The sequence below is a fragment of the Streptomyces sp. CB01201 genome (genome assembly GCF_002803085.1).
Lineage (GTDB): Bacteria > Actinomycetota > Actinomycetes > Streptomycetales > Streptomycetaceae > Streptomyces > Streptomyces hundungensis.
On record NZ_NNBJ01000016.1, the window covers coordinates 98,277 to 120,478 of the forward strand.

The following is a 22,202-nucleotide window of genomic DNA, read 5'->3' on the forward strand; positions in this document are numbered from 1 at the left end:
CCGTCCCCGGGGGTCCCGCACCGTGCGCAAGCTGTCCGCACTCCTCCTGGCCGTCGTGCTCGCCCTGCTCACCGCGCCCGCGGCGCACGCCGCCGACAACGGCAACTGGTCGGTGTTTCCCGCGAGTTCGGGCACGGCCGCCCAGCGTCCGTACTTCTACCTCTCCGCGAACCCCGGAACCACCCTGGACGACAAGGTCACCGTCGCCAACAAGACCTCGGCGCCGCTGACCTTCCGGCTGTACGGGGCCGACGCGTACAACACCGAGCGTGACGGGGGCTTCGCCGTACGCACCGAGAAGGAGCGGCAGACGGGGGTGGGGGCGTGGACCAAGCCGGCCCGGACCTCGGTGACCGTACCGGCCCGGTCCTCGGTCACCGTGCCTTTCACGCTCGCCGTGCCTTCGGACGCCGAGCCGGGCGATCACGTGGGGGCGCTCGTCGCCCTCGACGACCGGGTCGCGCCCGGCCCCGCCGCGAACGGGAAGGTCGCGGTCGGCATCCAGCAGGCCGTCGGCGCGCGGGTCTATCTGCGGGTCGGCGGGCCCACCGTGCCCGCGCTCGCCGTCGAGAACGTCTCGCTCTCCCAGCACCGGCCGCTGGTGCCCGGCGTGGGGGCGAGCCGCACGGACATCACGTACACGCTGCACAACCGGGGCAACGTGACCCTGAACCCGGCGGTCCGGCTGAGTGCGACCGGGCTCTTCGGCCGTACGCTGCTCGGCCGGGGCCTGGCGAAGGTGCCGTCCGAGCTGCTGCCCGGGCAGCGGGTGACGCTCACCGAAGCGTGGCACGGGTCGCCCCAACTGGACTGGGGTGACGTCAAGTTGACCGCGACGGCGAAGGGCACGTCGGGCTCGGGCGGGGCGTCCTTCCTGGCCCTGCCCTGGCTGGCCCTGGCGATCCTCCTGGCCGCGGCCGCGGCCTTCACGGGCCACCGGGTCCTGCGCCGCCGCGCCGCCGCCCGCGCCTAGCCCCGGCCCACCTCGGACCGGGCCCCCGTTCCTGTCTTCCTCGCGCCGTGCGGGGTTGCTCGCGCAGTTCCCCGCGCCCCTGGACCCGTTTTCGTCCTCGGGCCGTGGGTGGCTGGTCGCGCAGTTCCCCGCGCCCCTGGCGGTACTGGTGCCGGTCGGCATTGGCATCTTCGGGCTGCTCCCGGTGCCCCTGGCAGGTCCGGTGCGGGCCAGTGCAGGCATACCCAGCCCGTCCGGCGTTTGAGGACGAGCGCCGTTCAGGCGCGAACGGGGGTGTGGGGGCGGAGCCCCCGCAGAGGGCGCTGGGGCGGAGCCTCAGGGGGCGTGGGCGGCGCGGGGCCCGGGATCGGGGAGAATGGCGGCATGAGCGCTCGTACCCCTGCCGCCGACACCCCCGCAGCCCCCACCCACCGGGCCGGCTTCGCCTGCTTCGTCGGCCGCCCCAACGCGGGCAAGTCCACCCTCACGAACGCTCTGGTCGGGCAGAAGGTGGCCATCACCTCCAACCGCCCGCAGACCACCCGGCACACCGTGCGCGGCATCGTGCACCGCCCCGACGCCCAGCTGATCCTGGTCGACACCCCGGGCCTCCACAAGCCGCGCACCCTGCTCGGCGAGCGCCTCAACGACGTCGTCCGCACCACCTGGGCCGAGGTCGACGTGATCGGCTTCTGCCTGCCCGCCGACCAGAAGCTCGGGCCCGGCGACAAGTTCATCGCCAAGGAACTCGCCGGGATCAAGAAGACCCCCAAGATCGCGATCGTCACCAAGACGGACCTGGTCGACTCCAAAACCCTGGCCGAACAGCTCATCGCCGTCGACCAGCTCTCCAAGGAGCTCGGCTTCGAGTGGGCGCAGATCGTGCCGGTCTCGGCGGTCGGCGACCAGCAGGTCCAGCTCGTCGCGGACCTGATCATCCCGCTGCTCCCCGAGAGCCCCCCGCTCTACCCCGAGGGCGATCTCACCGACGAGCCCGAGCAGGTCATGGTCGCCGAGCTGATCCGCGAGGCCGCCCTGGAAGGCGTACGCGACGAGCTGCCGCACTCCATCGCCGTCGTCGTGGAGGAGATGATCCCGCGCGAGGACCGGCCCGCCGACAAGCCGCTCCTGGACATCCACGCCAACGTCTACATCGAGCGGCCCAGCCAGAAGGGCATCATCATCGGCCCCAAGGGCAAGCGCCTGAAGGAGGTCGGCATGAAGTCCCGCAAGCACATCGAGGCACTGCTCGGCACGCCCGTCTTCCTCGATCTGCACGTCAAGGTCGCCAAGGACTGGCAGCGCGACCCCAAGCAGCTGCGCAAGCTCGGCTTCTGAGCCCGGAGACCCCGGCCCCGGCCCCGGCCCCCTCCGCGGGACCGGGACCGGGACCGGGACCGGCCGGTGCGAGGGTCAGGAGGCCTTCGGGGCGCAGCGCATACCGATGTAGCAGCAGGGCGTGCCGTCCGGGAGCGTGGCGAACACGACCGGCATCCAGTCCGCGCTGTACGCGCCCGAGCCCGCCCCCGCGAACACCGTGTCCGTCACCGCCACCAGGTCCATCTCCAGCGGCGGCGAGAAGTCCTTCATTCCGCCGACGAACTCGTACACCAGGTGCGGCCGGCCGTCCTGCTGCTCGGAGACGGTGATGCGGACGCCCTCGCGCTCGTACGTCCCGGTCAGCGGCGCGAAGTCCACCGCGACCGGCGCGGCGGGCGGCTCGAAGGGGGCGGGCATGCGGACGCCGGCCAGCTCGCCGAGCAGTTCGGTGAAGAGGTCCTCGTAGAGGCGGCGCGCGTCGCCCCCGTTGGTGAGCAGCACCAGGGCGAGGTCCGCGCTCGGCACCACCCGCAGGAAGCCGTACTGCCCGATCGACGCGCCGTCGTGGCCGAAGCCCTGGACGCCGTTCCAGTCGTACAGCGTCCAGCCGAGGCCCCAGCCGTCCGCGTGGACGGTCCATTTGTCGGGGGAGTCGATCTCGCGGTTCCGCATCGCCGCGACGCTGTCCGGCGTGAGCAGCCGGGTGCCGTCGGGGGCGGTGCCGCCCGCGAGGTGCATCCGTGCGAACCGGGCGACGTCCCCGGCGCTGGCGATGACCCGGCCGTACGGGCCCGCCGAACGCGGCATGAGGTCCCAGGCCGGGGCCGGCTCGGGGTCCTGGCCGTACTCGCCGAGGTGTCCCATCGCGGCCCGGAACCGGAGCGCCTCCTCGGGCAGCGTCATCGTCTCGGCCAGGCCGAGCGGGGTCAGCAGCAGGTCCTTGAGGGCCTGGTCCCACGTCGTGCCGTGCAGCACCTCCACGATCCGGCCCAGCACATTGAAGCCGAGGCTGCTGTACGAGCAGGCGCTGCCGGACGGACAGTCGAGCGCGACCCCCTTCGCGGCGTCGACGTATCGCTCGACGCAGTCGTCACCCCGGCCCGAGTCATAGGTGAAGTCGCAGGTCAGGCCGCTGGTGTGGGAGAGGAGCTGCCGGGGCGTGATGGTGCGGCTCGCCTCCTCGTCGGCGACCGTGAAGTCGGGCAGGACCTTGCGTACGGGCGCGTCCAGGTCCAGCCGGCCGGCGTCGGCCAGCCGCATGATCAGCGTCGCGGTGTACGTCTTGGCGAGCGAGCCGAGCTGGAAGACCGAGTCCGTGGTCGCCTCGACGCCGGTGCCGGTGTGCAGCACCCCGCTCGCCAGCTCGTGGATCGTGTCGTGGCTGAGCACGGCGAGGGTGGCGCCCGGCACGTGATGCGTCCGGCGCAGCGTGTCGAGCCGGGCCTGCCACCGGTCCAGGTCGAACCGCCTGCCGCTGGAGTCACCGGCCCCCCACGCGCCCCCGGCCCGCCAGTTCCCCTGCTCGTCCCAGCTCACGTTCTTCGCCATCGCCCGTTCCCCCTTGATGCGTACCACTGACGGATGCGTACCACTGACGCGTACAACGTTCTCTCGTTGCGCACACCGTACGCAGGGAGATCGCAGGAGTGCAAGGGCGCGCGCCTGCGTCCGCGTGCGGGCCCAATGGCCCTCAGGCGTCGGGGAGTTCGGCGATCAGGGCGGTGCCGGCCGGGCGGAAGCCGAGCGTGGCGTACATCCGCGCCACATCGGTGTCGCCCGCGGACAGGAACACCGTGGCCGCCCCGGCCGCCCGCGCGTCGGCGATCAGCGCGGCGGTGACCGCACGCCCAAGTCCCCTGCGCCGCGCGGAAGGCAGGGTGCCCACCCCCACGATCTCGGTGACCGCGCCCACCGGGTTGTGCATCCCGGAGCAGAGCGGAAGCCCGTCCTCGAAGGCGGCCGCGACGGCGGAGCGCCCCGCGCGGATGCGTTCGGCGACCTGGTCGGCGCGGCCGTCACCGGCGCGGGCGATGATCTCGGCGGCCAGTTCGTCCGGGCCCGCGGCCCCAACTGCCGTACCGGGGGCGGAGAATGCGAGATGCGGCACGACGAGCGCGGCGTGCAGCAGCGGGTCGGCCGCGTCGAGCACCCGGACCAGGGGGTGCGGATCGGCGGCGGGCGCATCGGGGTCGAGCACCATCAGGGGGTGCTCGTGCACGACGAGGCCCGACGTCTCGACCGCCGCCCGCAGCCCCGGGCTCACCTCGGCCACCCACTCGAACGCCTCGGGCGCCCCGAGTGCCCGCTGGCGGGCCCGCACCGCGTCCACGTCGGCGGCCGTGACCGGCCCCCCTTGGCCGAGCGCGGGCCGGGCGTAGAACGGCCACCCCGCACCCTCGCGCACGAACAGGGTCAGCGGCCCGAAGTCCTCGGCACGCGCCGAACCGCGGGGTGCCGCGTCGTAGTAGTGCTCAAGACCGTCCAGGGTGGCGCGCGGCGGGATGCTCATGGTGCGATCCAAGCAGGGCCGCGCCCCGCCCGCACGTGCCTTTCCCGGCGCCTACGCCCCCTCCTTCAACACCCTTGAAATAAGCTCGCGCTGAGCCTCCGTCAGGTTCGGGTCGGCGCAGTGGACGGGCCGGCCGTCCACGGTGATCGTGTAGTGGAAGCCGTCCGGCACGCCGAGGGGCGGTTCGGCGTGCCCCTCGTCGAGCGCCGCCTTCACCAGGGCGTGCCACTCGGCGGCATCGGGCCGGCCCGCGGTGTCGATCCCGGCCCGGCGCTCGATGCCGGCGAACCCTCCTGAGCGGGAAACCTCAATACGCATGGCCTCTGTCTAGCAGCCCCCGTCCGATACGTCAGCGCCTACGTCTCAGGCGGCCGGAACACCCACCTGCGCCCACGCCTTCAGGACGGCCTGGGTCTCGGCGCCGTCGAGGCCGTAGCGGTCCCTGGCCGCGGCCACCGTCAGCCCGGCGAAGTCCTTGAACGTCGCCTGACTGCCGAGGCGGCCACCGGTGAGCACGTCGTACCAGATCTGCCCGGCCCGCTCCCAGGCCTTGCCGCCGAGCGCGTCGGCGACCAGGTAGAAGGCGTGGTTGGGGATGCCGGAGTTGATGTGCACACCGCCGTTGTCGCGCCCCGTCGTGACGTACTGGTCCATCGTGGCGGGCTGCGGGTCCTTGCCGAGCACGGCGTCGTCGTAGGCCGTGCCGGGCGCCTTCATCGAGCGCAGCGCGTCCCCGTGCACGCCCGGCGCCAGCAGGCCCGCGCCGATCAGCCAGTCCGCCCGGTCGGCGTCCTGGTCGAGGGCGTACTGCTTGACGAGGGAGCCGAAGACGTCCGACATCGACTCGTTCAGGGCGCCCGGCTGGCCGAAGTAGGTCAGGTTCGCGGAGTGCTGGGTGACGCCGTGCGTGAGCTCGTGGCCGATGACGTCCACGGGCAGCGTGAAGTCCAGGAAGATCTGGCCGTCACCGTCGCCGAACACCATCTGGGTGCCGTTCCAGAAGGCGTTGTTGTAGCTGTTGTCGAAGTGGACCGTCGCATCGAGCGGCATGCCGCTGCCGTCGATCGAGTGCCGCCGGTAAGCCTGGAGGTACAGCTCGAAGGTCGCGCCGAGCCCCGCGTAGGCGCGGTTCACGGTCGCGTCCTGGACCGGCGCCTCTCCCTCGCCGCGCACCTTGCGGCCGGGCAGCGTGGTGGAGTGCCGGGCGTCGTACACGGTGCGCTGCGGCTGGTCGGCGGCCGCGCCCGCGGGTGGGACGGCCGGCTCGGCGCCGAGGACGGTGGTCAGCCGGCGTTCGGTGCGCTGCGCGGCATCCGCGACGAAGGTCCGTCGGGCGATCCGGGCGAGCGCGGGGTCCTCGGCCTCGATGAGCCGGTCGAAGACATGGGGCGGGACGATGGTGCAGAAGACCGGGTTGGTGGTGGTGGCGTCCATGGCCGAAATGTGGCACTGGGTCATGGAGCTGTCACTAGTCGCCACCATGATTGTGCGGCGTGCTTTCCCTACGACCGTTCCCGGCCACCACTGGTGCTCGTCAGAGACGAGGCATACGTCACTTTTCGTCCGGGTATGCCGGGGCGTCCCGCATACTGATACGGGTCCGGCGCTCATCCGGACCCTCGGCTAGGCTGCGGCATCATGCGTATCGGGCTGCTTCTTCTTAGCTGCCGCGGCGAGGGCCTGTAGTCGTAGGCCGACCCCCTCCCCGCGGGATCTGGTGTTGCGCTCGACAGTCGGCCGTCCCTCTCACCGCCCGAGGAGCCGCACGCCATGTCTCAGCCCGTTGGCCGCCCCACCCCCGTCACCAACGCCACCCGGATGCAGAAGCCGTCCGGGATGCCGGTCCACAAGTACGGCCAGTACGACGCCGTGGACATCCCCGACCGCACCTGGCCCGACGGCCGCATCACCCAGGCCCCCCGCTGGCTGTCGACCGACCTGCGCGACGGCAACCAGGCGCTGATCGACCCGATGAGCCCGGCCCGCAAGCGCGAGATGTTCGACCTGCTGGTGCGCATGGGCTACAAGGAGATCGAGGTCGGCTTCCCCTCCTCCGGCGAGACCGACTTCAACTTCGTACGGTCCATCATCGAAGAGGGCGCGATCCCCGAGGACGTGACGATCTCCGTCCTGACCCAGGCCCGCGAAGAGCTGATCGAGCGCACCGTGGAGTCCCTGCGCGGCGCCCACCGCGCCACCGTCCACCTGTACAACGCGACCGCCCCCACCTTCCGCCGGGTCGTCTTCCGCGGCACCAAGGAGCAGGTCAAGCAGATCGCCGTGGACGGCACGCGGCTGGTCATGGAGTACGCGGACAAGATCCTGGGCGACGAGACGATCTTCGGCTACCAGTACTCGCCGGAGATCTTCACCGACACCGAGCTGGACTTCGCGCTGGAGGTCTGCGAGGCGGTATGTGACGTCTGGCAGCCCGAGGAGGGCCGCGAGATCATCCTCAACCTGCCCGCCACGGTGGAGCGTTCGACCCCGTCCACGCACGCGGACCGCTTCGAGTGGATGAGCCGCAACCTGACCCGGCGCGAGCACGTGTGCCTGTCCGTGCACCCCCACAACGACCGCGGCACCGCGGTCGCCGCGGCCGAGCTGGCGATCATGGCCGGTGCGGACCGCATCGAGGGCTGCCTGTTCGGCCAGGGCGAGCGCACCGGCAACGTCGACCTGGTGACCCTGGGCATGAACCTGTTCAGCCAGGGCGTCGACCCGCAGATCGACTTCTCCCAGATCGACGAGATCCGCCGCACCTCCGAGTACTGCAACCAGATGGAGGTCCACCCGCGCCACCCCTACGCGGGCGACCTGGTCTACACCGCCTTCTCCGGCTCCCACCAGGACGCCATCAAGAAGGGCTTCGACGCGATGGAGGCGGACGCGGCCGCCCAGGGCAAGACCGTGGACGACATCGAGTGGGCGGTCCCGTACCTGCCCATCGACCCCAAGGACGTCGGCCGCTCCTACGAGGCCGTCATCCGCGTCAACTCCCAGTCCGGCAAGGGCGGTATCGCCTACGTCCTGAAGAACGACCACAAGCTGGACCTGCCGCGCCGCATGCAGATCGAGTTCTCGAAGATCATCCAGCAGAAGACGGACGCGGAGGGCGGCGAGGTCACCCCCGCCGCGATCTGGTCGGTCTTCCAGGACGAGTACCTGCCCAACCCCGAGAACGCCGCCGCTCGTTGGGGCCGCATCCAGCTGCGCTCCGGCCAGACGACGACGGACAAGGACGGCCGCGACACCCTGACCGTCGAGGCGGTCGTCGACGGCACGGACACGGTCCTGACCGGCACCGGCAACGGCCCGATCTCCGCCTTCTTCGAGGCGCTGGCCGCGACGGGCGTGGACGCGCGGCTGCTGGACTACCAGGAGCACACGATGAGCGAGGGCGCCTCCGCGCAGGCCGCGTCCTACATCGAGTGCGCCATCGACGGCGTCGTGCTGTGGGGCATCGGCATCGACGCCAACACGACGCGGGCGTCCCTGAAGGCGGTCGTCTCCGCGGTCAACCGCGCAGCCCGCTGACCCGTCGCGTCGCCGGGCCCCGCGGGTGAACTGCGGTGCCCGCCAAGGCCGTTGCCATCCCCGGGCCGCCGCCCCCGCCCTCAGGGCAGGGGCGGCGGCCCGGTTGCTTCAGTCGTTCCGCCCGGCGGCCCGCCTGGGCAGGCAGAACATCAGGCCCCACATCAGGGCGAGGATCCCGCCGACCCACCACAGCACCCCGGTGAACGCGTCCCGGTTGACCCCGCCGTCAGGTGAGCCGCCGGTGACCGCGAAGAACACGACGGCGGTCAGCGCGGTCCCCAGAGCGATGCCCAAGTGCATCGCCGTGTTGAAGAGGCCCGAGGCCGAACCCGCGTCCTCGTGCGGGACGTCGGCGAGCGCCATGTCGGCGAGCGGGCCGCCGACCATGCCGAGGCCGAAGCCGATCAGCACCACCGGGCCGGTCATCGCGAGCAGGTCCAAGTCGGCCTGACGGCTGCCGATCTGGACTCCGTACGCGCCCATCGAGGCGAGCGCGATCAGGGCTCCGGCCTGGGGCAGCCGGCGGGCGAAGCGCCCGGCGCTCCTCGCCGCGATCGTCGCACCGGCCAGTTCTCCCAGGGAGAGCAGCACGAAGGCCAGGGCCGCGTGGAAGGGGCTCATGCCCAGACCGCGCTGGAGGTAGAGGGTCCAGGTCATGAAGAACAGGCCGCACAGCAGGCCGAGCGTCAACTGCGCGGACAGCCCGCCGGAGAACTGCCTGCCCCGGAACACGGACAGCGCCACCAGCGGGGCACGGTTCTGCTTGCGGCGCTGGTGGCTCAGGAAGACACCGAGGACGAGGAAGCCGGCGCCGAGCATGGCGAAGCACCACAGCGGCCAGTGGTGGGTGTGGCCCTCGGTGAGCGGGAAGAGGACGAGGACGATGGCCGCCGCGGACAGCAGCACACCGGTGAGATCCAGCCGGTCGGCCCTCTCCACGGTCGACTCGGGGATCACCCTGCGTCCCAGGAGGATCACGGCGACGCCGACGGGCACATTGATCAGGAAGATCGGCCGCCACGACAGCCCGAACAGATCGGCCTCGGTGAGCAGACCTCCCAGAACCGGTCCCAGAACGTTCGCCAGCGAGAGGACGGCCCCGTAGAGGCCGAAGGCCCTGCTCCGGTTCTCGCCGTCGAAGGTGACGTGGAGAGTGGCCAGGACCTGCGGGATCATCAGCGCCACGCCGACGCCCTGGAGCACCCGGGCGCCGATCAGCACCCCCGGGCCGGTGGCGAGACCGCACAGCAGCGAGGCCGTGATGAACACGGCGGTGCCCATGAGCAGGATCCTGCGCCGGCCGTGGAGGTCGCCTAGACGCCCCCCGGTGATCAGTCCGACGGCGACCGTCAGCGAGTAGCCGGCGGTCAGCCACTGCACGGCCGCCGGACCGGCGCCGGTCGACGACTGGATCGCGGGCAGGGCGGTGAGGACGACCGACTGGTCGAGGATGTCCATGAGTTCGGCGACCAGGAGCACCACGAGGGCGATCCGGGCGGCCAGGGCCGTCCTGGGCGGTGGGCCCGATGGAGTGCGGGACGGGTTGTCGGTGATGTGCTGCGGCTCGTTGCCGAGCGCGTGGGAAGACACGCGGGGGACTCCTGCTCCCTGGGGACCGGGAAGCCAGTCCTGCCCTCGCCGCGCAGGGATCGACATCGACATCGACATCGACATCGGAACCACATCAGACCCGGAGCAGCGGACGGCAGAGCTGCACCCGGCGAACAACGGTGATGGGCGACGCAACTCAAGCCAATGCGGGTCCGCCCCCGGACACGTGCGCATGCTGGGCACGTGGGGGCTGCGGACCGCTACCGGGCCTGGGGGATAAAAACACCTCGAAGTCGCCACAGATGGAACAGGGGGCCGTGCGTGGTGCGGCTGCCGGTGCTGTCCCGAGCCGCGCCGTCTTCACGGTACGTCACCCCCGGCGAGGGCCGCACATGATTACCCGCCGTGCGGCGCGGGCCCGTGCGGGGCCGCTCGCGCAGTTCCCCGCGCCCCTACACCCGTCTCGGTCTGCGGACCGTGGTCGCTTTTCGCGCAGTTCCTCGCGCCCCTGGACCCGTTTGCGTCCGCGGGCCGTGCGGGGCTGGTCGCGCAGTTCCCCGCGCCCCCAAAACCCGTTCTCGTCCGCGGGCCGTGGGGGGCTGGTCGCGCAGTTCCCCGCGCCCCTTGAAACCCGTCTTCGGCTGCGGACCGTGATCGCTTTTGGCGCAGTTCCTCGCGCCCCTTGAAACCCGTCTTCGGCTCCGGACCGTGGTCGCTTCTCGCGCAGTTCCTCGCGCCCCTGAAGGCTCGGTGCTGGCCAGTGCAGGCATCTTCAGCCCGTCCGGCGTTTGAGGACGAGCGCCGTTCAGGCGCGAACGGGGGTGCAGGGGGCGGAGCCCCCGCAGGGGTCTGGGGCGCAGCCCCAGGGCTCAGCCGGTTCAACCCGCCGCACGGGCGGGTGGGTGGGCGAACCCCCGGGGTCTGGGGCGGAGCCCCAGGGGCCGGGCCCCTCCAACCCCGAGCAACGGGCGGGAGGGTGGGCAAGCATCCCCGGGGTCTGGGGCGGAGCCCCAGGGGGCCGGATTTCGCCAGGCGGGGCACCTACTCCTCCCGGGGTGCTGACGCCACCGCGTCGATGTGGCTAACATCACGTCAACGCGGCAACGTTGCCGGAGCGTTACGGAGGTGCGCGGTGCGGCCAGCACGGGGACAGAACGGCACAAACCTCAGCACCGGGCCGCAGCCCGGCTTCCGCCCCCGCCTGTGGTCCACCCGAACCCTGTGGCACACCGTAGGAGACGGCGAGTTCTTCTGCCCCGACTGCGGAGGCGACCGCAACTACCAGCGCCGCACCGGCCGCAGGCGCCTCACCGTCCTCGGCGTCCCCCTGGTCGCCCGTGGCGACACCGGCCCCGTCGTCGAATGCGCCGCCTGTCTCGGCCACTTCGGCACCGAGACCCTGGACCACCCCACCACCACCCGCTTCTCCGCGATGCTGCGCGACGCCGTCCACACCGTCGCCCTCGCCGTCCTCGCCGCGGGCGGCACCTCGTCCCGTACGGTCACCGGCACCGCCGTCGCCACCGTCCGGGCCGCCGGGTTCGAGGACTGCACCGAAGACCAGCTCCTCGCCCTCATCGAGGCCCTCGCCGCCGACACCGGCCGCTTCCTCACCGACCCCGTCGACGACACCGACCCCTGCGGCGCGGCCCTGGCCATCGAACTCCACGAGGCCCTCGAACCGCTCGCCCCGCACCTCGCCCCCGCCGGACGCGAATCCATCCTGCTCCAGGGCGCACGGATCGCCCTCGCGGACGGCCCGTACAGCCCCGCCGAACGCGAAGTGCTCAGCACGGTCGGCGGCGCGCTCTCGCTCTGCGCGGACGACACCGCCCGACTCCTCGCGGCAGCCGCCCGCACACCGTCCTGAACCAGCCAACAGATCAAGGGAGTTGAGCCGACGACCCCGCCGGCCCGGCTCCCGTACGCCTTCTAGAGCGCGCCGCTCCTGACCCCGTTCACGAACCCCTGCCAGGCCCCGCCCTCGACGACGAGAGCGGGCCCGGCGGGGTTCTTGCTGTCCCGCACGGGGACGATGCCGGGGAAGTCGTCGCAGACCTCGACGCAACTGCCGCCGTTGCCGTCGCTGTACGTGCTCTTGCGCCAGCGAGCGGCGCCGAGGAAGCCGTGACCGACCTCGACGCACTCGCCACCATTCCCGTCGCCGTAGCTGCTCTTGCGCCACTGAACAGAACTCAGGTCGTACTCGCGCATCGTCTGTAGTCCTCAGCCGCCGATTCCACCAGGGCGAGGGACGCCTCCGGCGACAACGCGGCGGCCCTGATCAGATCGTAGGTCGCCTGCACACGCTTCACCAGGGCCGGATCGTCCAGCAGATTGCCCGAAAGCAGCGCTTCTGCATAGGCAGTTGGCGGCGCGTCCTCGAACTCCATGAGCGACATCATCCCGCCCAGTGCCGCATGCGCCCCCTCCTCGTACGGCAGCACCTGGATCAGCACCGTTCGCGTGCGCATGAGGTTCGCGATGTGGTCCAGCTGCCCGGCCATCGTGGCTCGCCCGCCCACCGGCAGGCGCAGCACTCCCTCGTGCAGGATGGCCCAATACACGGGCCGTGTAGCGTCCTTGAGGATGCGCGCCCGTTCCAGCCGAGCCGCGACCTTTTCCTCCACGTACTCGTCCGCCGCGAGCGGGTTCGTCGCGATGGTGACGGCTCGGGCGTACGGGGCTGTCTGGAGCAGGCCCGGAACGACCGTCGGGGCGAACTCGCAGATCTGGGTAGCGAGGGCTTCAAGCTCGGCCGCCGCAGCGAAGTAATCCGCATACGGCGAGTCCTTGATGAGCTTGCGCCACATCCGCTCGAAAAAGCCATCGGTTTGCAGTATGTGATCGATCCGCTGCGCCACGTCCAACTGCGGCTTGCGAATCGCCTGTTCGAACTGGCCGATGTATCCGCCGGACACGAAGACCCGCATGCCCAGCTCGGCCTGCGTCAGATCCGCCTCCTCGCGGCGGTTTTTCAGTTCCGCCCCGAAGAACTCCCAGGCGGCCTGCCGGGATCCGGGTCGCCGCCTTCTGCCTGTATCGCCCACCATTCAACTCCCTTGCGCAGCGCTGCCGTTGTAGTCGGCACGCTCTGTCCGTTCCCCGTCCGAAAGGCCAATGTAGAGGCGTCGGAACGGAAAGGGAATGGGAGGCTTTGGCCATGGGTGTACCCGGGAGAATCGCGGAAGCGGAGTCGGCCGTGAGGGAATTGCGAGCCGCGCTCGGGCGGTCCGGAATTACTTTGCCTTCGCTCGGCCTGGATCCCCTTACCTGTGCCAACGAGAAACTCGGGCCATTGGTCGACCTGGGCCGCTGCACCCCCGACACCGCCCGTCTGCTCGCTTCCGTTCTGCCCGGCCCTGCGGGGGAAAGGCCGTGAGCCTTTCCCTGCCCGTGGGTGCGTACGCCGTCGACACGGGCAGCGGCAAGGTGGGCCGGGTGATGGGCCGCGCGGGCCCGTACCTGTTGCTGCGGCCGTACGGCGGGGGCCGGGAGTGGGAGTGTCTGCCGGAGGCGGTGCGGGCGGCCACCACCGTGGAGTGGCTGACGGCGGCGACGGCGCACGCGAACGCGCGCAGCCGGGGCGAGGTGCTGTGAGCCGCGCCTCCCGGGCCGGGGCCGCGTTACTCCCGGGGGAGTAGCGGGGGTGGCCGGGACGCCCGGGGGCGTACGGGCGATCTCGGTCGTGGGCGGGACGGATCCCGCCCCGCCCGGCGGGACGCTGGACACAGCCGGGCAGGCCGCAGGGGCCCTTCCGAGACGTCCGGCCGGAGGGGGCCCGCCATGGGGTCAGGGATACCAGGAACGACCCGTACGCCAACCGCGGTGCACAGAAAGGCAGTTCCGTGGAGCGTGCTCGCGCTCTGGATCATCGTGCTCGCCGTCGCCGGGTCGTTCGCGGGCAGGCTCGGTGACGTACAGCGCGACCAGACCGCCGACTATCTGCCGGCCGGAGCCGACTCCACCCAGGTTGCCAAGCTCCAGGACAAGCTGCCCGGCGGCGAGATCACCGGCCTCGTCCTCGTCTACCACCGCGACGGCGGCCTGAGCGCCGCCGACCGGGCCACCGCCGCCCGGCAGGTGGACGCGGTCACCGTCCCGCCCGGCACCCCGGCCGCCCAGCCCGCGGCCGGCCTCGGCGCGGCCACCGACCCCAAGGCCTTCGCCGCCGTACGCAACGGGCCCGCCGTCACCTCCCAGGACGGCGCCACCCTCATGTACGCGGTCTCCACGGCCGCGCCCGGCAAGGACGACGACGCGAAGAAGGCCTTCGTCGAGGCCGTGCGCGACCGGGCCGCCGACACGGACGGCATGAGCGTGAAGGTCGGCGGGGACGGCGCGCTCGCCGTCGACGCACGCGGAGTGTTCGGCTCCCTCGACGGGACGCTGATGCTGGCCACCGGCCTCGTCGTCGCACTCCTCCTGATCCTCACCTACCGCAGCCCCGTGCTGTGGCTGGTACCGCTGCTCACCGTCGGCGCGGGCGCCATCTGCGCGCGGGCCGCCGTCTACGGGCTCGCCTCCTGGACCGGGATCACCGTCACCAGCCAGAGCGCCGGCATCATGACCGTGCTCGTCTTCGGCGCGGGCACCGACTACGCGCTCCTCCTTGTCGCCCGCTACCGCGACGAACTGCGCCGCACCCCGCTCCCGTACGACGCGATGCGCGCCGCCCTGCGCGGCTGCGCGCCCGCCCTGCTCGCCTCGTCCGGCACCGTCGTGGCCGGACTGGTGTGCCTGCTCGCCGCCGACCTCAACAACATCAGGGGGCTCGGCCCGGTCGGCGCGGTCGGGGTGGTGTGCGCGCTCGTCGCGATGCTGACCCTGCTGCCCGCGATCCTCGTCCTGCTCGGCCGACGCGTGTTCTGGCCGCTGATCCCGGCGTACGGCAGCGAACCGAAGCGGCGCCGCCGTGACCTGTTCGCCGCCATGGGCGGCTCGGCCGCCAAGCGCCCAACTGCCGTACTGCTCACGGGTGTTGTGCTGCTCGGTGCGCTCGCGCTCGGCGCGTTCAACCTGCCCGGCGCGCTCAAGCAGGAGGACAGCTACACCACCAGGCCCGACTCGACCGTCGCCATGACCACCCTCGCCACCGCCTTCCCCGACCGCAGCAGCCGGCCCATCGAGGTGATGACCCCGACCGGCCGGGCCGACCGGGCGCTCGCCGACGCCCGCGCCGTCGACGGCGTCGCGAGCGTCCAACGCGGCCGCAGCGGCGGCGGCTGGACCGAGATCGCCGTCACCGCGAAGGCCGCCCCCGAATCGGCCGCCGAGAGCGCCACCATCCACCGGCTGCGCGACCGGCTGCCCGGCGCCCACGTCGGCGGCGCCAGCGCCCAGGCCCTCGACCTCGCCGACACCAACGCCCACGACCGGCTCGTCGTCATCCCGCTCGTCCTCGGCTGCGTCCTGCTGGTCCTCGCCCTGCTGCTGCGCAGCCTCGTCGCTCCGCTGCTCCTCGTGGCCGCCGTCGTCCTGGTGTGGGGCGCGGCCATGGGCATCGGCGGCCTGGTCTTCGGGCCGGTCCTCGGCTTCGCCGGGCTCGACCCGGGGCTTCCCCTGCTGACCTTCGTCTTCCTCGTCGCGCTCGGCGTGGACTACGGCATCTTCCTGATGCACCGCACCCGCGAGGAGACCCTGCGCGGGGCCGGTCCGCGCGAGGCGGCACTGACCGCGCTGCGCACCACCGGCGGCGTGATCGCCTCCGCGGGCATCGTGCTCGCCGCGACCTTCGCGGTGCTCGCCTCGCTGCCGCTCGTCATGTTCGTCGAACTCGGCACGATCATCGCCGTCGGAGTGCTCCTGGACACCTTCCTCGTCCGCACCTACCTCGTGACCAGCGCCAACCTGCTGCTCGGCCGCCTGGTGTGGTGGCCGGGACGCCTCTCGCGCACCCCGCGGGCCTCCGCCGAACCGCCGCCGGAACTGGTCGGCACCGGCCGATGAGGATGAGGACGGCAACGGGGAGCAGGGCAAGGGAGAGGATGGCAGGGTGGCAGACGTGAACCGACCGACCGGCCCCGATCCCGGCCCCGGCCCCGGGCTCGGGGAGCGGATTGCGGCGCTGCTGCTCCGCGATCCCGGGGACAGTACGCACCCGCTGCGCGCCGACGCGGCCCTCGCCGCCGGGGCCGGGCTGCTCGGCGCGGCCATCGCCTACGCCGACACCGCGCTGCGGCCGAACGCGCTCGGCTGGGCGCTGTTCGCCGCGTCCGCGCTCGCCCTCGTCTGGCGGCGCCGCCACCCGATGGCGGTGCTCGCCGTGATCGTGGCCTGCATCGCCCCGTACCAACTGCTCAACAACGCCCACATGGGGACCATGCCGATCGCGATGACCGCCCTGTACACGGTCGCCGCGACCGGCCCGGTCCGGCGGACCGCGACCGTCGGCGCGGGCGTGGTGGCCGTCGCGATCGCCGGCATGTCGTTCAACGGCATCCACCGGGTCTTCGACCTGTTCCGCACCTCCGGCTGGCTGGTGGCCGCGCTCGTCTTCGGCGTCGCCGTGCACAACTCCCGCGCCTACCTCGCCGAACAGCGCGCCGCCGCCGCCCGCGAGGCCGAACGCGAACTCACCGAGGAACGCCTGCGCATCGCCCGCGACCTGCACGACCTCCTCGCCCACAGCATCACCCTGATCGGGGTGCGCACCTCGGTCGCCGCCCATGTCCTGACCGCGTCCCCCGAGCGGCTCGACCGGGCGGCGGTCGCGGCCGCCCTGGACTCCATCGCCGACACCTGCCGCGAGGCCCGCGCCGAACTGCGCACGACGCTGACCGTGCTGCGCGCCGACGACCACGGCCCCCTGACCGGCGAACACGGCCCGCTGCCCGACCTCGACGCACTGCCCGACCTGGCCCGCAGCGCCGGTGCCGAACTGACCGTGGCCGTTGCGGGCACGCATGTGCCGCCCGCGGTGGGGGCCGCGGCCTATCGGATCGTCCAGGAGTCCCTGACCAACGCGGTCCGCCACGCGGGGTCCGGCGCCACGGTCCGGGTCCGCGTCGAGACGGCCGCCGGGCCTTCGCTGCGGGTCGGCGTGACCGATGACGGGCGGGGTGGAGACGGGCGGGGTGGTGACGGGCGGCGCGACTCCACCGGCCCGGCCGGGGGAGGCGCCGGCTTCGGCATCCTCGGGATGCGCGAGCGGGCCCGCAGTGTGGGCGGCACCCTGGAGGCGGGGCCGCGCCCGGAGGGCGGCTTCCGGGTCGCCGCGGAGCTGCCGCTCGTGCCGCTCGTAGCGGGGGCCACGGGGGACCGGGCGACCGGGGACCGTGCAGGGAACCACGCCCCAGGGAGCCACGCCCCAGGGAGCCACGCCCCAGGGAACCACTCCGTGGAGGGGACCGCATGACCGCCGCCGTGCCGGAGCAGACCCCCATCAGGGTGCTGCTCGCCGACGACCAGACCCTCGTACGGTCGGCCTTCGCGATGCTCGTCGAGTCGGCGCCCGACATGGTCGTCGTCGGCGAGGCCGGAACCGGTGCGCACGCCGTGGAGCTCGCCCACGCGTGCCGGGCCGACGTCGTCGTCATGGACCTGCGGATGCCCGGCACCGACGGCATCGAGGCGACCCGCCGGATCGCCGCCGCCGAGGACCTCGCCGGGGTGAAGGTGCTCGTCCTGACGACGTACGACACCGACGAGAACGTCCTGGCGGCGCTACGGGCCGGGGCCTCCGGATTCCTGGTCAAGGACACCCGCCCGGCCGAACTCCTCGACGCGATCCGCACGGTGGCCGGCGGCGAGGCGCTGCTCTCACCCGGCCCGACGGCAAGCCTGATCGCCCGCGTACTGCGAGCCCCCGGCCCGGCGACGGGCGCCGGCCCGGCCACACTGGCCGCCCTCACCTCCCTCTCCCTCCGGGAACGCGAGGTCCTCACCCTGGTGGCGCGCGGCCTCAACAACACCGAGATCGCCGACGCCCTCGCACTGAGCCCGCTCACCGCGAAGACCCATGTGAGCCGGATCATGGGCAAGTGCGGGGTACGCGACCGGGCCCAGCTGGTGATCCTGGCGTACGAATCGGGGCTCGTGGTGCCGGGCACGGGCACGGGCGCGGGCACGGGCGCCTGAGGGCCGGTCCGGGCCCGACCTGCCTGGCACCCGAGGGTCAGTCACGCCCCGGGGCGTCCGTGCCGGCGGGCTGGATCAGGGAGTCGTCCGAGGGCCGCGTGGGCCGCGCCTTGGAGGCACCCTTGGCCGGGTCCGAGGCGGCGGGCAGCGGGGCGAGCTCGGTGCCGTTCCAGCGCAGGGTGGTCGCGGACTCGCGGTTGCGGCCGCCCGCGGGCTCCGTGATCACGAGGTCGCCGGCGAGCGTCGCGGCGCTCGTCCCGGGCCGCCCCGCGTACTCAAGCACGGCGTGCGCCCGCTCCCCGACCGCGGTGTACACCCACAGGATGGTGCGGCCCAAGTCGTCGTAGGCCAGCACCAGTTCACGCTTCCCGTCGCCGGTGAGATCGGCGTACGCGGGTGGCCGCAGCCGGCACGAGGGGCCGTCGGGGCACTCCTTCAGACCGCTCTCCACGGTTCGGTCGGTGGCGGGATCCGCGGCCAGCAGCCGCACCCCCTGGACCTGCGTCAGATCCCCGCCCGGCACGGTCACCCCCGGCACGGGCCCGCGCGCATGGAACCCCTGGCCGGGCTTGGCGGGCGGGACGGCGGCGGTGTGGTCGGGCCAGAGCGGGGAGGCGGTCGCCGAAGCGGAGGGCGTGGGCGCGGGCCCGTCGTCCCGCACCCCCTCGCCCGCCGAGCACCCCGCGAGCGCCAGCACGGCGAGCGCGTAGCCCGCGGCGCGGGCGTGGCGGGCGGGCGTGGGCAGCGGCATTCCGGTCCGTCCAGGGCGTGAGTCATCGGCAGGCGAAGCCCTGCCACAGGACAAGAGGGTCCTGCTGCCGCAATGGTGCCCTATCCCTCTATGCGTACCCCGTGAACCACCCCCGCCCGCGCCGCACCCCGCCCCCACTCCGCCGGAGCCGCAAGGCCGGGTGTGGGGGAGTGATCCCTGCCACGTCGCTCCGCGGGGGTGGGGTGGGGCGTCTTCGGCCTCGGGCCGCGGGGGGCTGGCCGCGCAGTTCCCCGCGCCCCTACATCCGTCTCGGTCTGCGGACCGTGGTCGCTTTTCGCGCAGTTCCTCGCGCCCCCAAAACCCGTTCTCGTCCGCGGGCCGTGTGGGGCTGGTCGCGCAGTTCCCCGCGCCCCTAAACCCGTCTCGGTCCGCGGACCGTGCTCGCTTTTCGCGCAGTTCCCCGCGCCCCTGTAGGTGGCCCCGAATGGCTCGGTGCTGGCCCGTACAGGCATACCCAGCCCGTCCGGCGATTGAGGACGAGCGCCGTTCAGGCGCGAACGGGGGTGCAGGGGGCGGAGCCCCCGCATGGGTCTGGGGCGGAGCCTCAGGGGGTTGGGGTCGGGCCCGCGCGGTGTGCAGGACAATGGGCGCATGAGTCTGTTCCGTGATGACGGCATCGTGCTGCGCACCCAGAAGCTGGGTGAGGCGGACCGCATCATCACGCTGCTCACCCGCAACCACGGCCGCGTACGAGCCGTGGCCCGCGGCGTACGCCGCACCAAGTCCAAGTTCGGGGCCCGGCTCGAACCGTTCAGCCACGTCGACGTGCAGTTCTTCGCGCGCGGCAGCGAACTGATCGGCCGCGGACTCCCGTTGTGCACCCAGAGTGAGACCATCGCTCCGTACGGTGGCGGCATCGTCAGCGACTACGCCCGCTACACCGCCGGTACGGCCATGCTGGAGACGGCCGAGCGGTTCACCGACAACGAGGGCGAGCCGGCCGTCCAGCAGTACCTGCTCCTCGTCGGCGGCCTGCGCACCCTCGCCCGCGCCGAGCACGCCCCGCACCTCATCCTCGACGCCTTCCTGCTGCGCTCGCTCGCCGTGAACGGGTACGCCCCGAGTTTCGAGGATTGCGCGAAATGCGGCCTCCACGGCCCCAACCGGTTCTTCTCCGTCGCGAGCGGCGGAGTCATATGCGGTGACTGCCGCGTCCCCGGCAGCGTCGTACCCTCTGCGGAGGCCATCGGCCTGCTCAGCGCGCTGCTCACGGGGGACTGGGAGACCGCGGACGCGAGCGAGCCGAGGCATGTGCGCGAGGGCAGCGGGCTCGTATCGGCCTATCTGCACTGGCACTTGGAGCGCGGCCTGCGCTCCTTGCGGTACGTAGAGAAGAACTGAGCAGCACCAGATCAGCACCAGAGCATCTAGGGAGAGAGCTCCACATGGCAGTACGCGGAATCCTGGGCGGGCGGTCGAGGCGCGACTACAAGACCCCCGAGCCGCACCCCTCGGGCGCGGTGCCGCCGAAGATCCCGGCCGAGCTGGTGCCGAACCACGTCGCGTGCGTCATGGACGGCAACGGCCGCTGGGCCAAGGAGCGCGGGCTGCCCCGCACCGAGGGGCACAAGGTCGGCGAGGGCGTCGTCCTCGACGTACTCAAGGGCTGCCTGGAGATGGGCGTCAAGAACCTTTCCCTGTACGCCTTCTCCACCGAGAACTGGAAGCGCTCGCCCGAAGAGGTCCGCTTCCTGATGAACTTCAACCGCGACGTCATCCGGCGCCGCCGCGACGAGATGAACGAACTGGGCATCCGCATCCGCTGGGTGGGCCGGATGCCCAAGATGTGGAAGTCGGTCGTCCAGGAGCTCCAGGTCGCGCAGGAGCAGACCGTCGACAACGACGCGATGACGCTGTACTTCTGCGTCAACTACGGCGGGCGGGCCGAGCTTGCCGATGCGGCGCAGGCCATCGCGCGCGATGTCGCGGCGGGCAAGCTCGACCCGTCGAAGGTCAATGAGAAGACCTTCGCGAAGTACCTGTACTACCCGGACATGCCGGACGTCGATCTGTTCCTGCGGCCCAGCGGCGAGCAGCGCACCTCCAACTACCTGATCTGGCAGTCCAGTTACGCCGAGATGGTCTTCCAGGACGTGCTGTGGCCCGACTTCGACCGGCGTGACCTGTGGCGGGCGTGCCTCGAATTCGCCTCCCGCGACCGGCGGTTCGGCGGCGCCATCCCGAACGAGGCGCTGGCCGCGCTGGACAAGAGCGGCGACCTCCCTCGCCCGTGAGGCCCCCGGCCCCTGGGGGCTCCGCCCCCAGACCCCCGTTCGCGCCCAGGGGAATCCCCATGACGGGCTGAAAGGCCTCGGTGCTGGCCGGCACCGAGCCTTTAGGGGCGCGAGGAACTGCGCGATCGGCCCCGCACGGCCCGCGGACGAGAACGGTTTTGGGGGCGCGGGGAACTGCGCGAGAAGCGGCCACGGCCCGCGGCCGAAGACGGGGTTGGGGGCGCGGGGAACTGCGCGAGAAGCGGCCACGGTCCGCGGACGAGAACGGGTTTTGGGGGCGCGAGGAACCGCGCGATCGGCCCCGCACGGTCCGCGGACGAGAACGGTGTTGGGGGCGCGGGGAACTGCGCGATCGGCCCCGCACGGCCCGAGGCCGAAGACGGGGTTGGGGGCGCGAGGAACTGCGCGACCAGCCCCGCACGGCCCGCACGGCCGCAGGCGACTTCGCAGCCAACGGGAAGAGGCCCGCGCGCGCAGCGCCGGGCCTCAAGGGGGCTGGGGTGGGCCCCAGGAAGTGGGTCTGGGGCGGCGGGGCCCAGGGAACGCGGGCCCGCGTTGGGGGCTAGGGCGCTGGAGAGGCAGCGCAGGACTCGCACGTGCCGAAGATCTCCACCGTGTGCGCCACGTTCACATACCCGTGCTGCGACGCGATCGACTCCGCCCACTTCTCGACCGCTGGCCCCTCCACCTCGACCGCCTTGCCGCACACCCGGCACACCAGATGATGGTGGTGGTCGCCCGACGAGCAGCGCCGGTACACCGACTCCCCGTCGCTGGTGCGCAGCACATCCACCTCGCCCGCGTCCGCGAGGGACTGGAGCGTGCGGTAGACGGTGGTCAGGCCCACCGAGTCGCCCCGGTGCTTGAGCATGTCGTGCAACTCCTGCGCGCTGCGGAACTCGTCCACCTCGTCGAGCGCCGCCGCCACCGCGGCACGCTGCCGGGTCGACCGGCCTCGTACGGGGGCGGTATTCGACCCGCCGAGTGGCGCTGTCGTCACAGGTGCCTCCAAGCCTTGACCCGTACAAACCTTCCTCGGGCCATTGTGCCAGCTCCCGCTCAGGCCGTGACCTCGCCGGCTTGAGGCTTTGCCTGGGCGGGCACGGGAGCGGATACGGCCGACGCGGCTGCGGCCGACGCGGCGGGGACGTCCAGCCCGCACTCGCCCTCGGCCGGCGCGGCCGCCCTGGCCCGGGCCCGCCGTTTGGCCAGCGGCGTCGCGAGCGCGGTCAGGACGATGAAGATCGC

19 protein-coding genes and 1 pseudogene are annotated in these 22,202 nt (G+C 72.4%); 10 read left to right on the forward strand and 10 right to left on the reverse strand.

Annotation, left to right across the window (positions count from 1 at the left end; genetic code table 11):
• The first annotated feature begins 22 nt into the window (after positions 1–22).
• Positions 23–973, forward strand: a complete 951-nt coding sequence (locus CG740_RS29355; protein WP_100578301.1) for a WxL protein peptidoglycan domain-containing protein — start codon at positions 23–25, stop codon at positions 971–973.
• Positions 974–1,336: 363 nt separating this feature from the next.
• Positions 1,337–2,290, forward strand: coding sequence for a GTPase Era (gene era, locus CG740_RS29360; RefSeq protein ID WP_100578302.1), 954 nt, complete (start codon positions 1,337–1,339; stop codon positions 2,288–2,290).
• 75 nt (positions 2,291–2,365) lie between these two features.
• On the opposite strand, the gene CG740_RS29365 is transcribed toward era, so the two are convergent.
• The 4 genes from CG740_RS29365 to CG740_RS29380 all read right to left on the reverse strand — a co-directional run bounded on the left by CG740_RS29365 (position 2,366) and on the right by CG740_RS29380 (position 6,215).
• Complete coding sequence (locus tag CG740_RS29365; RefSeq protein WP_100578303.1) at positions 2,366–3,820, reverse strand: serine hydrolase domain-containing protein; 1,455 nt, start codon at positions 3,818–3,820, stop codon at positions 2,366–2,368.
• Between the two features lie 142 nt (positions 3,821–3,962).
• Entirely contained in the window at positions 3,963–4,781 is an 819-nt protein-coding gene (locus CG740_RS29370; RefSeq protein ID WP_100578304.1) for a GNAT family N-acetyltransferase, read from the reverse strand.
• A gap of 51 nt (positions 4,782–4,832) precedes the next feature.
• A complete protein-coding gene (locus CG740_RS29375; RefSeq protein WP_100578305.1) occupies positions 4,833–5,099 on the reverse strand; it encodes a protealysin inhibitor emfourin in 267 nt (88 codons plus the stop codon).
• Between the two features lie 45 nt (positions 5,100–5,144).
• The gene (locus tag CG740_RS29380) at positions 5,145–6,215 is read right to left on the reverse strand and encodes a M4 family metallopeptidase (RefSeq protein WP_100578371.1); all 1,071 of its coding nucleotides are present in this window, start codon (positions 6,213–6,215) and stop codon (positions 5,145–5,147) included.
• A gap of 336 nt (positions 6,216–6,551) precedes the next feature.
• Here CG740_RS29380 and leuA point away from each other — a divergent pair, with 336 nt between their 5' ends.
• A complete protein-coding gene (gene leuA, locus CG740_RS29385) occupies positions 6,552–8,318 on the forward strand; it encodes a 2-isopropylmalate synthase (RefSeq protein WP_100578306.1) in 1,767 nt (588 codons plus the stop codon).
• A 108-nt stretch (positions 8,319–8,426) separates the two neighbouring features.
• Here the strand turns inward: leuA and CG740_RS29390 are convergent, their stop codons facing one another.
• Complete coding sequence (locus CG740_RS29390) at positions 8,427–9,908, reverse strand: MFS transporter (RefSeq protein ID WP_100578307.1); 1,482 nt, start codon at positions 9,906–9,908, stop codon at positions 8,427–8,429.
• Between the two features lie 1,093 nt (positions 9,909–11,001).
• Here CG740_RS29390 and CG740_RS29395 point away from each other — a divergent pair.
• Positions 11,002–11,739 (forward strand): TerB family tellurite resistance protein, encoded by a 738-nt coding sequence (locus CG740_RS29395; protein ID WP_442802859.1) that lies wholly within the window; start codon positions 11,002–11,004, stop codon positions 11,737–11,739.
• A gap of 62 nt (positions 11,740–11,801) precedes the next feature.
• Here CG740_RS29395 and CG740_RS29400 read toward each other — a convergent pair whose 3' ends face one another.
• Together CG740_RS29400 and CG740_RS29405 are read right to left on the reverse strand one after the other, a co-directional pair.
• Positions 11,802–12,083 (reverse strand): DUF397 domain-containing protein, encoded by a 282-nt coding sequence (locus tag CG740_RS29400; RefSeq protein WP_100578309.1) that lies wholly within the window; start codon positions 12,081–12,083, stop codon positions 11,802–11,804.
• Positions 12,065–12,922, reverse strand: a complete 858-nt coding sequence (locus CG740_RS29405; protein ID WP_100578310.1) for a helix-turn-helix domain-containing protein — start codon at positions 12,920–12,922, stop codon at positions 12,065–12,067. Before CG740_RS29405 ends, CG740_RS29400 begins: the two co-directional genes overlap by 19 nt.
• A gap of 325 nt (positions 12,923–13,247) precedes the next feature.
• Here CG740_RS29405 and CG740_RS29415 point away from each other — a divergent pair, with 325 nt between their 5' ends.
• From CG740_RS29415 to CG740_RS29430, 4 genes are all read left to right on the forward strand, one after another.
• The gene (locus tag CG740_RS29415; protein ID WP_100578312.1) at positions 13,248–13,469 is read left to right on the forward strand and encodes a hypothetical protein; all 222 of its coding nucleotides are present in this window, start codon (positions 13,248–13,250) and stop codon (positions 13,467–13,469) included.
• A 186-nt stretch (positions 13,470–13,655) separates the two neighbouring features.
• A complete protein-coding gene (locus CG740_RS29420; protein ID WP_100578313.1) occupies positions 13,656–15,818 on the forward strand; it encodes an MMPL family transporter in 2,163 nt (720 codons plus the stop codon).
• A 55-nt stretch (positions 15,819–15,873) separates the two neighbouring features.
• Positions 15,874–17,226 (forward strand): sensor histidine kinase, encoded by a 1,353-nt coding sequence (locus tag CG740_RS29425; protein ID WP_100578314.1) that lies wholly within the window; start codon positions 15,874–15,876, stop codon positions 17,224–17,226.
• Entirely contained in the window at positions 17,223–17,948 is a 726-nt protein-coding gene (locus tag CG740_RS29430; RefSeq protein WP_100578315.1) for a response regulator, read from the forward strand. The genes CG740_RS29425 and CG740_RS29430 overlap by 4 nt, the downstream gene beginning before the upstream one ends.
• 37 nt (positions 17,949–17,985) lie before the next feature.
• Here the strand turns inward: CG740_RS29430 and CG740_RS29435 are convergent, their stop codons facing one another.
• Positions 17,986–18,699, reverse strand: coding sequence for a hypothetical protein (locus CG740_RS29435; protein ID WP_100578316.1), 714 nt, complete (start codon positions 18,697–18,699; stop codon positions 17,986–17,988).
• 612 nt (positions 18,700–19,311) lie between these two features.
• Between CG740_RS29435 and recO the strand changes: the two genes are divergently transcribed.
• Both recO and CG740_RS29445 read left to right on the forward strand, forming a co-directional pair.
• Positions 19,312–20,061, forward strand: coding sequence for a DNA repair protein RecO (gene recO, locus CG740_RS29440; protein ID WP_100578317.1), 750 nt, complete (start codon positions 19,312–19,314; stop codon positions 20,059–20,061).
• Between the two features lie 44 nt (positions 20,062–20,105).
• Complete coding sequence (locus CG740_RS29445) at positions 20,106–20,954, forward strand: isoprenyl transferase (RefSeq protein ID WP_100578318.1); 849 nt, start codon at positions 20,106–20,108, stop codon at positions 20,952–20,954.
• 562 nt (positions 20,955–21,516) lie between these two features.
• Here CG740_RS29445 and CG740_RS29450 read toward each other — a convergent pair.
• Positions 21,517–21,954 carry a Fur family transcriptional regulator gene (locus CG740_RS29450; RefSeq protein WP_100578319.1) on the reverse strand — a complete coding sequence of 146 codons (438 nt, stop codon included), beginning with the start codon at positions 21,952–21,954 and terminating at the stop codon, positions 21,517–21,519.
• Positions 21,955–22,013: 59 nt separating this feature from the next.
• Positions 22,014–22,202 (reverse strand): annotated as a pseudogene (locus CG740_RS41160) (hypothetical protein); the annotation flags it as partial.

What these genes read in the sequence shown, in the direction of transcription:
- era (WP_100578302.1), top strand. Translation starts at nt 1,337, where the DNA reads ATGAGCGCTCGTACCCCTGCCGCCGACACCCCCGCAGCCCCCACCCAC.
- CG740_RS29365 (WP_100578303.1), bottom strand. Translation starts at nt 3,820, where the DNA reads ATGGCGAAGAACGTGAGCTGGGACGAGCAGGGGAACTGGCGGGCCGGG.
- CG740_RS29370 (WP_100578304.1), bottom strand. Translation starts at nt 4,781, where the DNA reads ATGAGCATCCCGCCGCGCGCCACCCTGGACGGTCTTGAGCACTACTAC.
- CG740_RS29375 (WP_100578305.1), bottom strand. Translation starts at nt 5,099, where the DNA reads ATGCGTATTGAGGTTTCCCGCTCAGGAGGGTTCGCCGGCATCGAGCGC.
- CG740_RS29380 (WP_100578371.1), bottom strand. Translation starts at nt 6,215, where the DNA reads ATGGACGCCACCACCACCAACCCGGTCTTCTGCACCATCGTCCCGCCC.
- leuA (WP_100578306.1), top strand. Translation starts at nt 6,552, where the DNA reads ATGTCTCAGCCCGTTGGCCGCCCCACCCCCGTCACCAACGCCACCCGG.
- CG740_RS29400 (WP_100578309.1), bottom strand. Translation starts at nt 12,083, where the DNA reads ATGCGCGAGTACGACCTGAGTTCTGTTCAGTGGCGCAAGAGCAGCTAC.
- CG740_RS29405 (WP_100578310.1), bottom strand. Translation starts at nt 12,922, where the DNA reads ATGGTGGGCGATACAGGCAGAAGGCGGCGACCCGGATCCCGGCAGGCC.
- CG740_RS29420 (WP_100578313.1), top strand. Translation starts at nt 13,656, where the DNA reads ATGGGGTCAGGGATACCAGGAACGACCCGTACGCCAACCGCGGTGCAC.
- CG740_RS29430 (WP_100578315.1), top strand. Translation starts at nt 17,223, where the DNA reads ATGACCGCCGCCGTGCCGGAGCAGACCCCCATCAGGGTGCTGCTCGCC.
- CG740_RS29435 (WP_100578316.1), bottom strand. Translation starts at nt 18,699, where the DNA reads ATGCCGCTGCCCACGCCCGCCCGCCACGCCCGCGCCGCGGGCTACGCG.
- recO (WP_100578317.1), top strand. Translation starts at nt 19,312, where the DNA reads ATGAGTCTGTTCCGTGATGACGGCATCGTGCTGCGCACCCAGAAGCTG.
- CG740_RS29445 (WP_100578318.1), top strand. Translation starts at nt 20,106, where the DNA reads ATGGCAGTACGCGGAATCCTGGGCGGGCGGTCGAGGCGCGACTACAAG.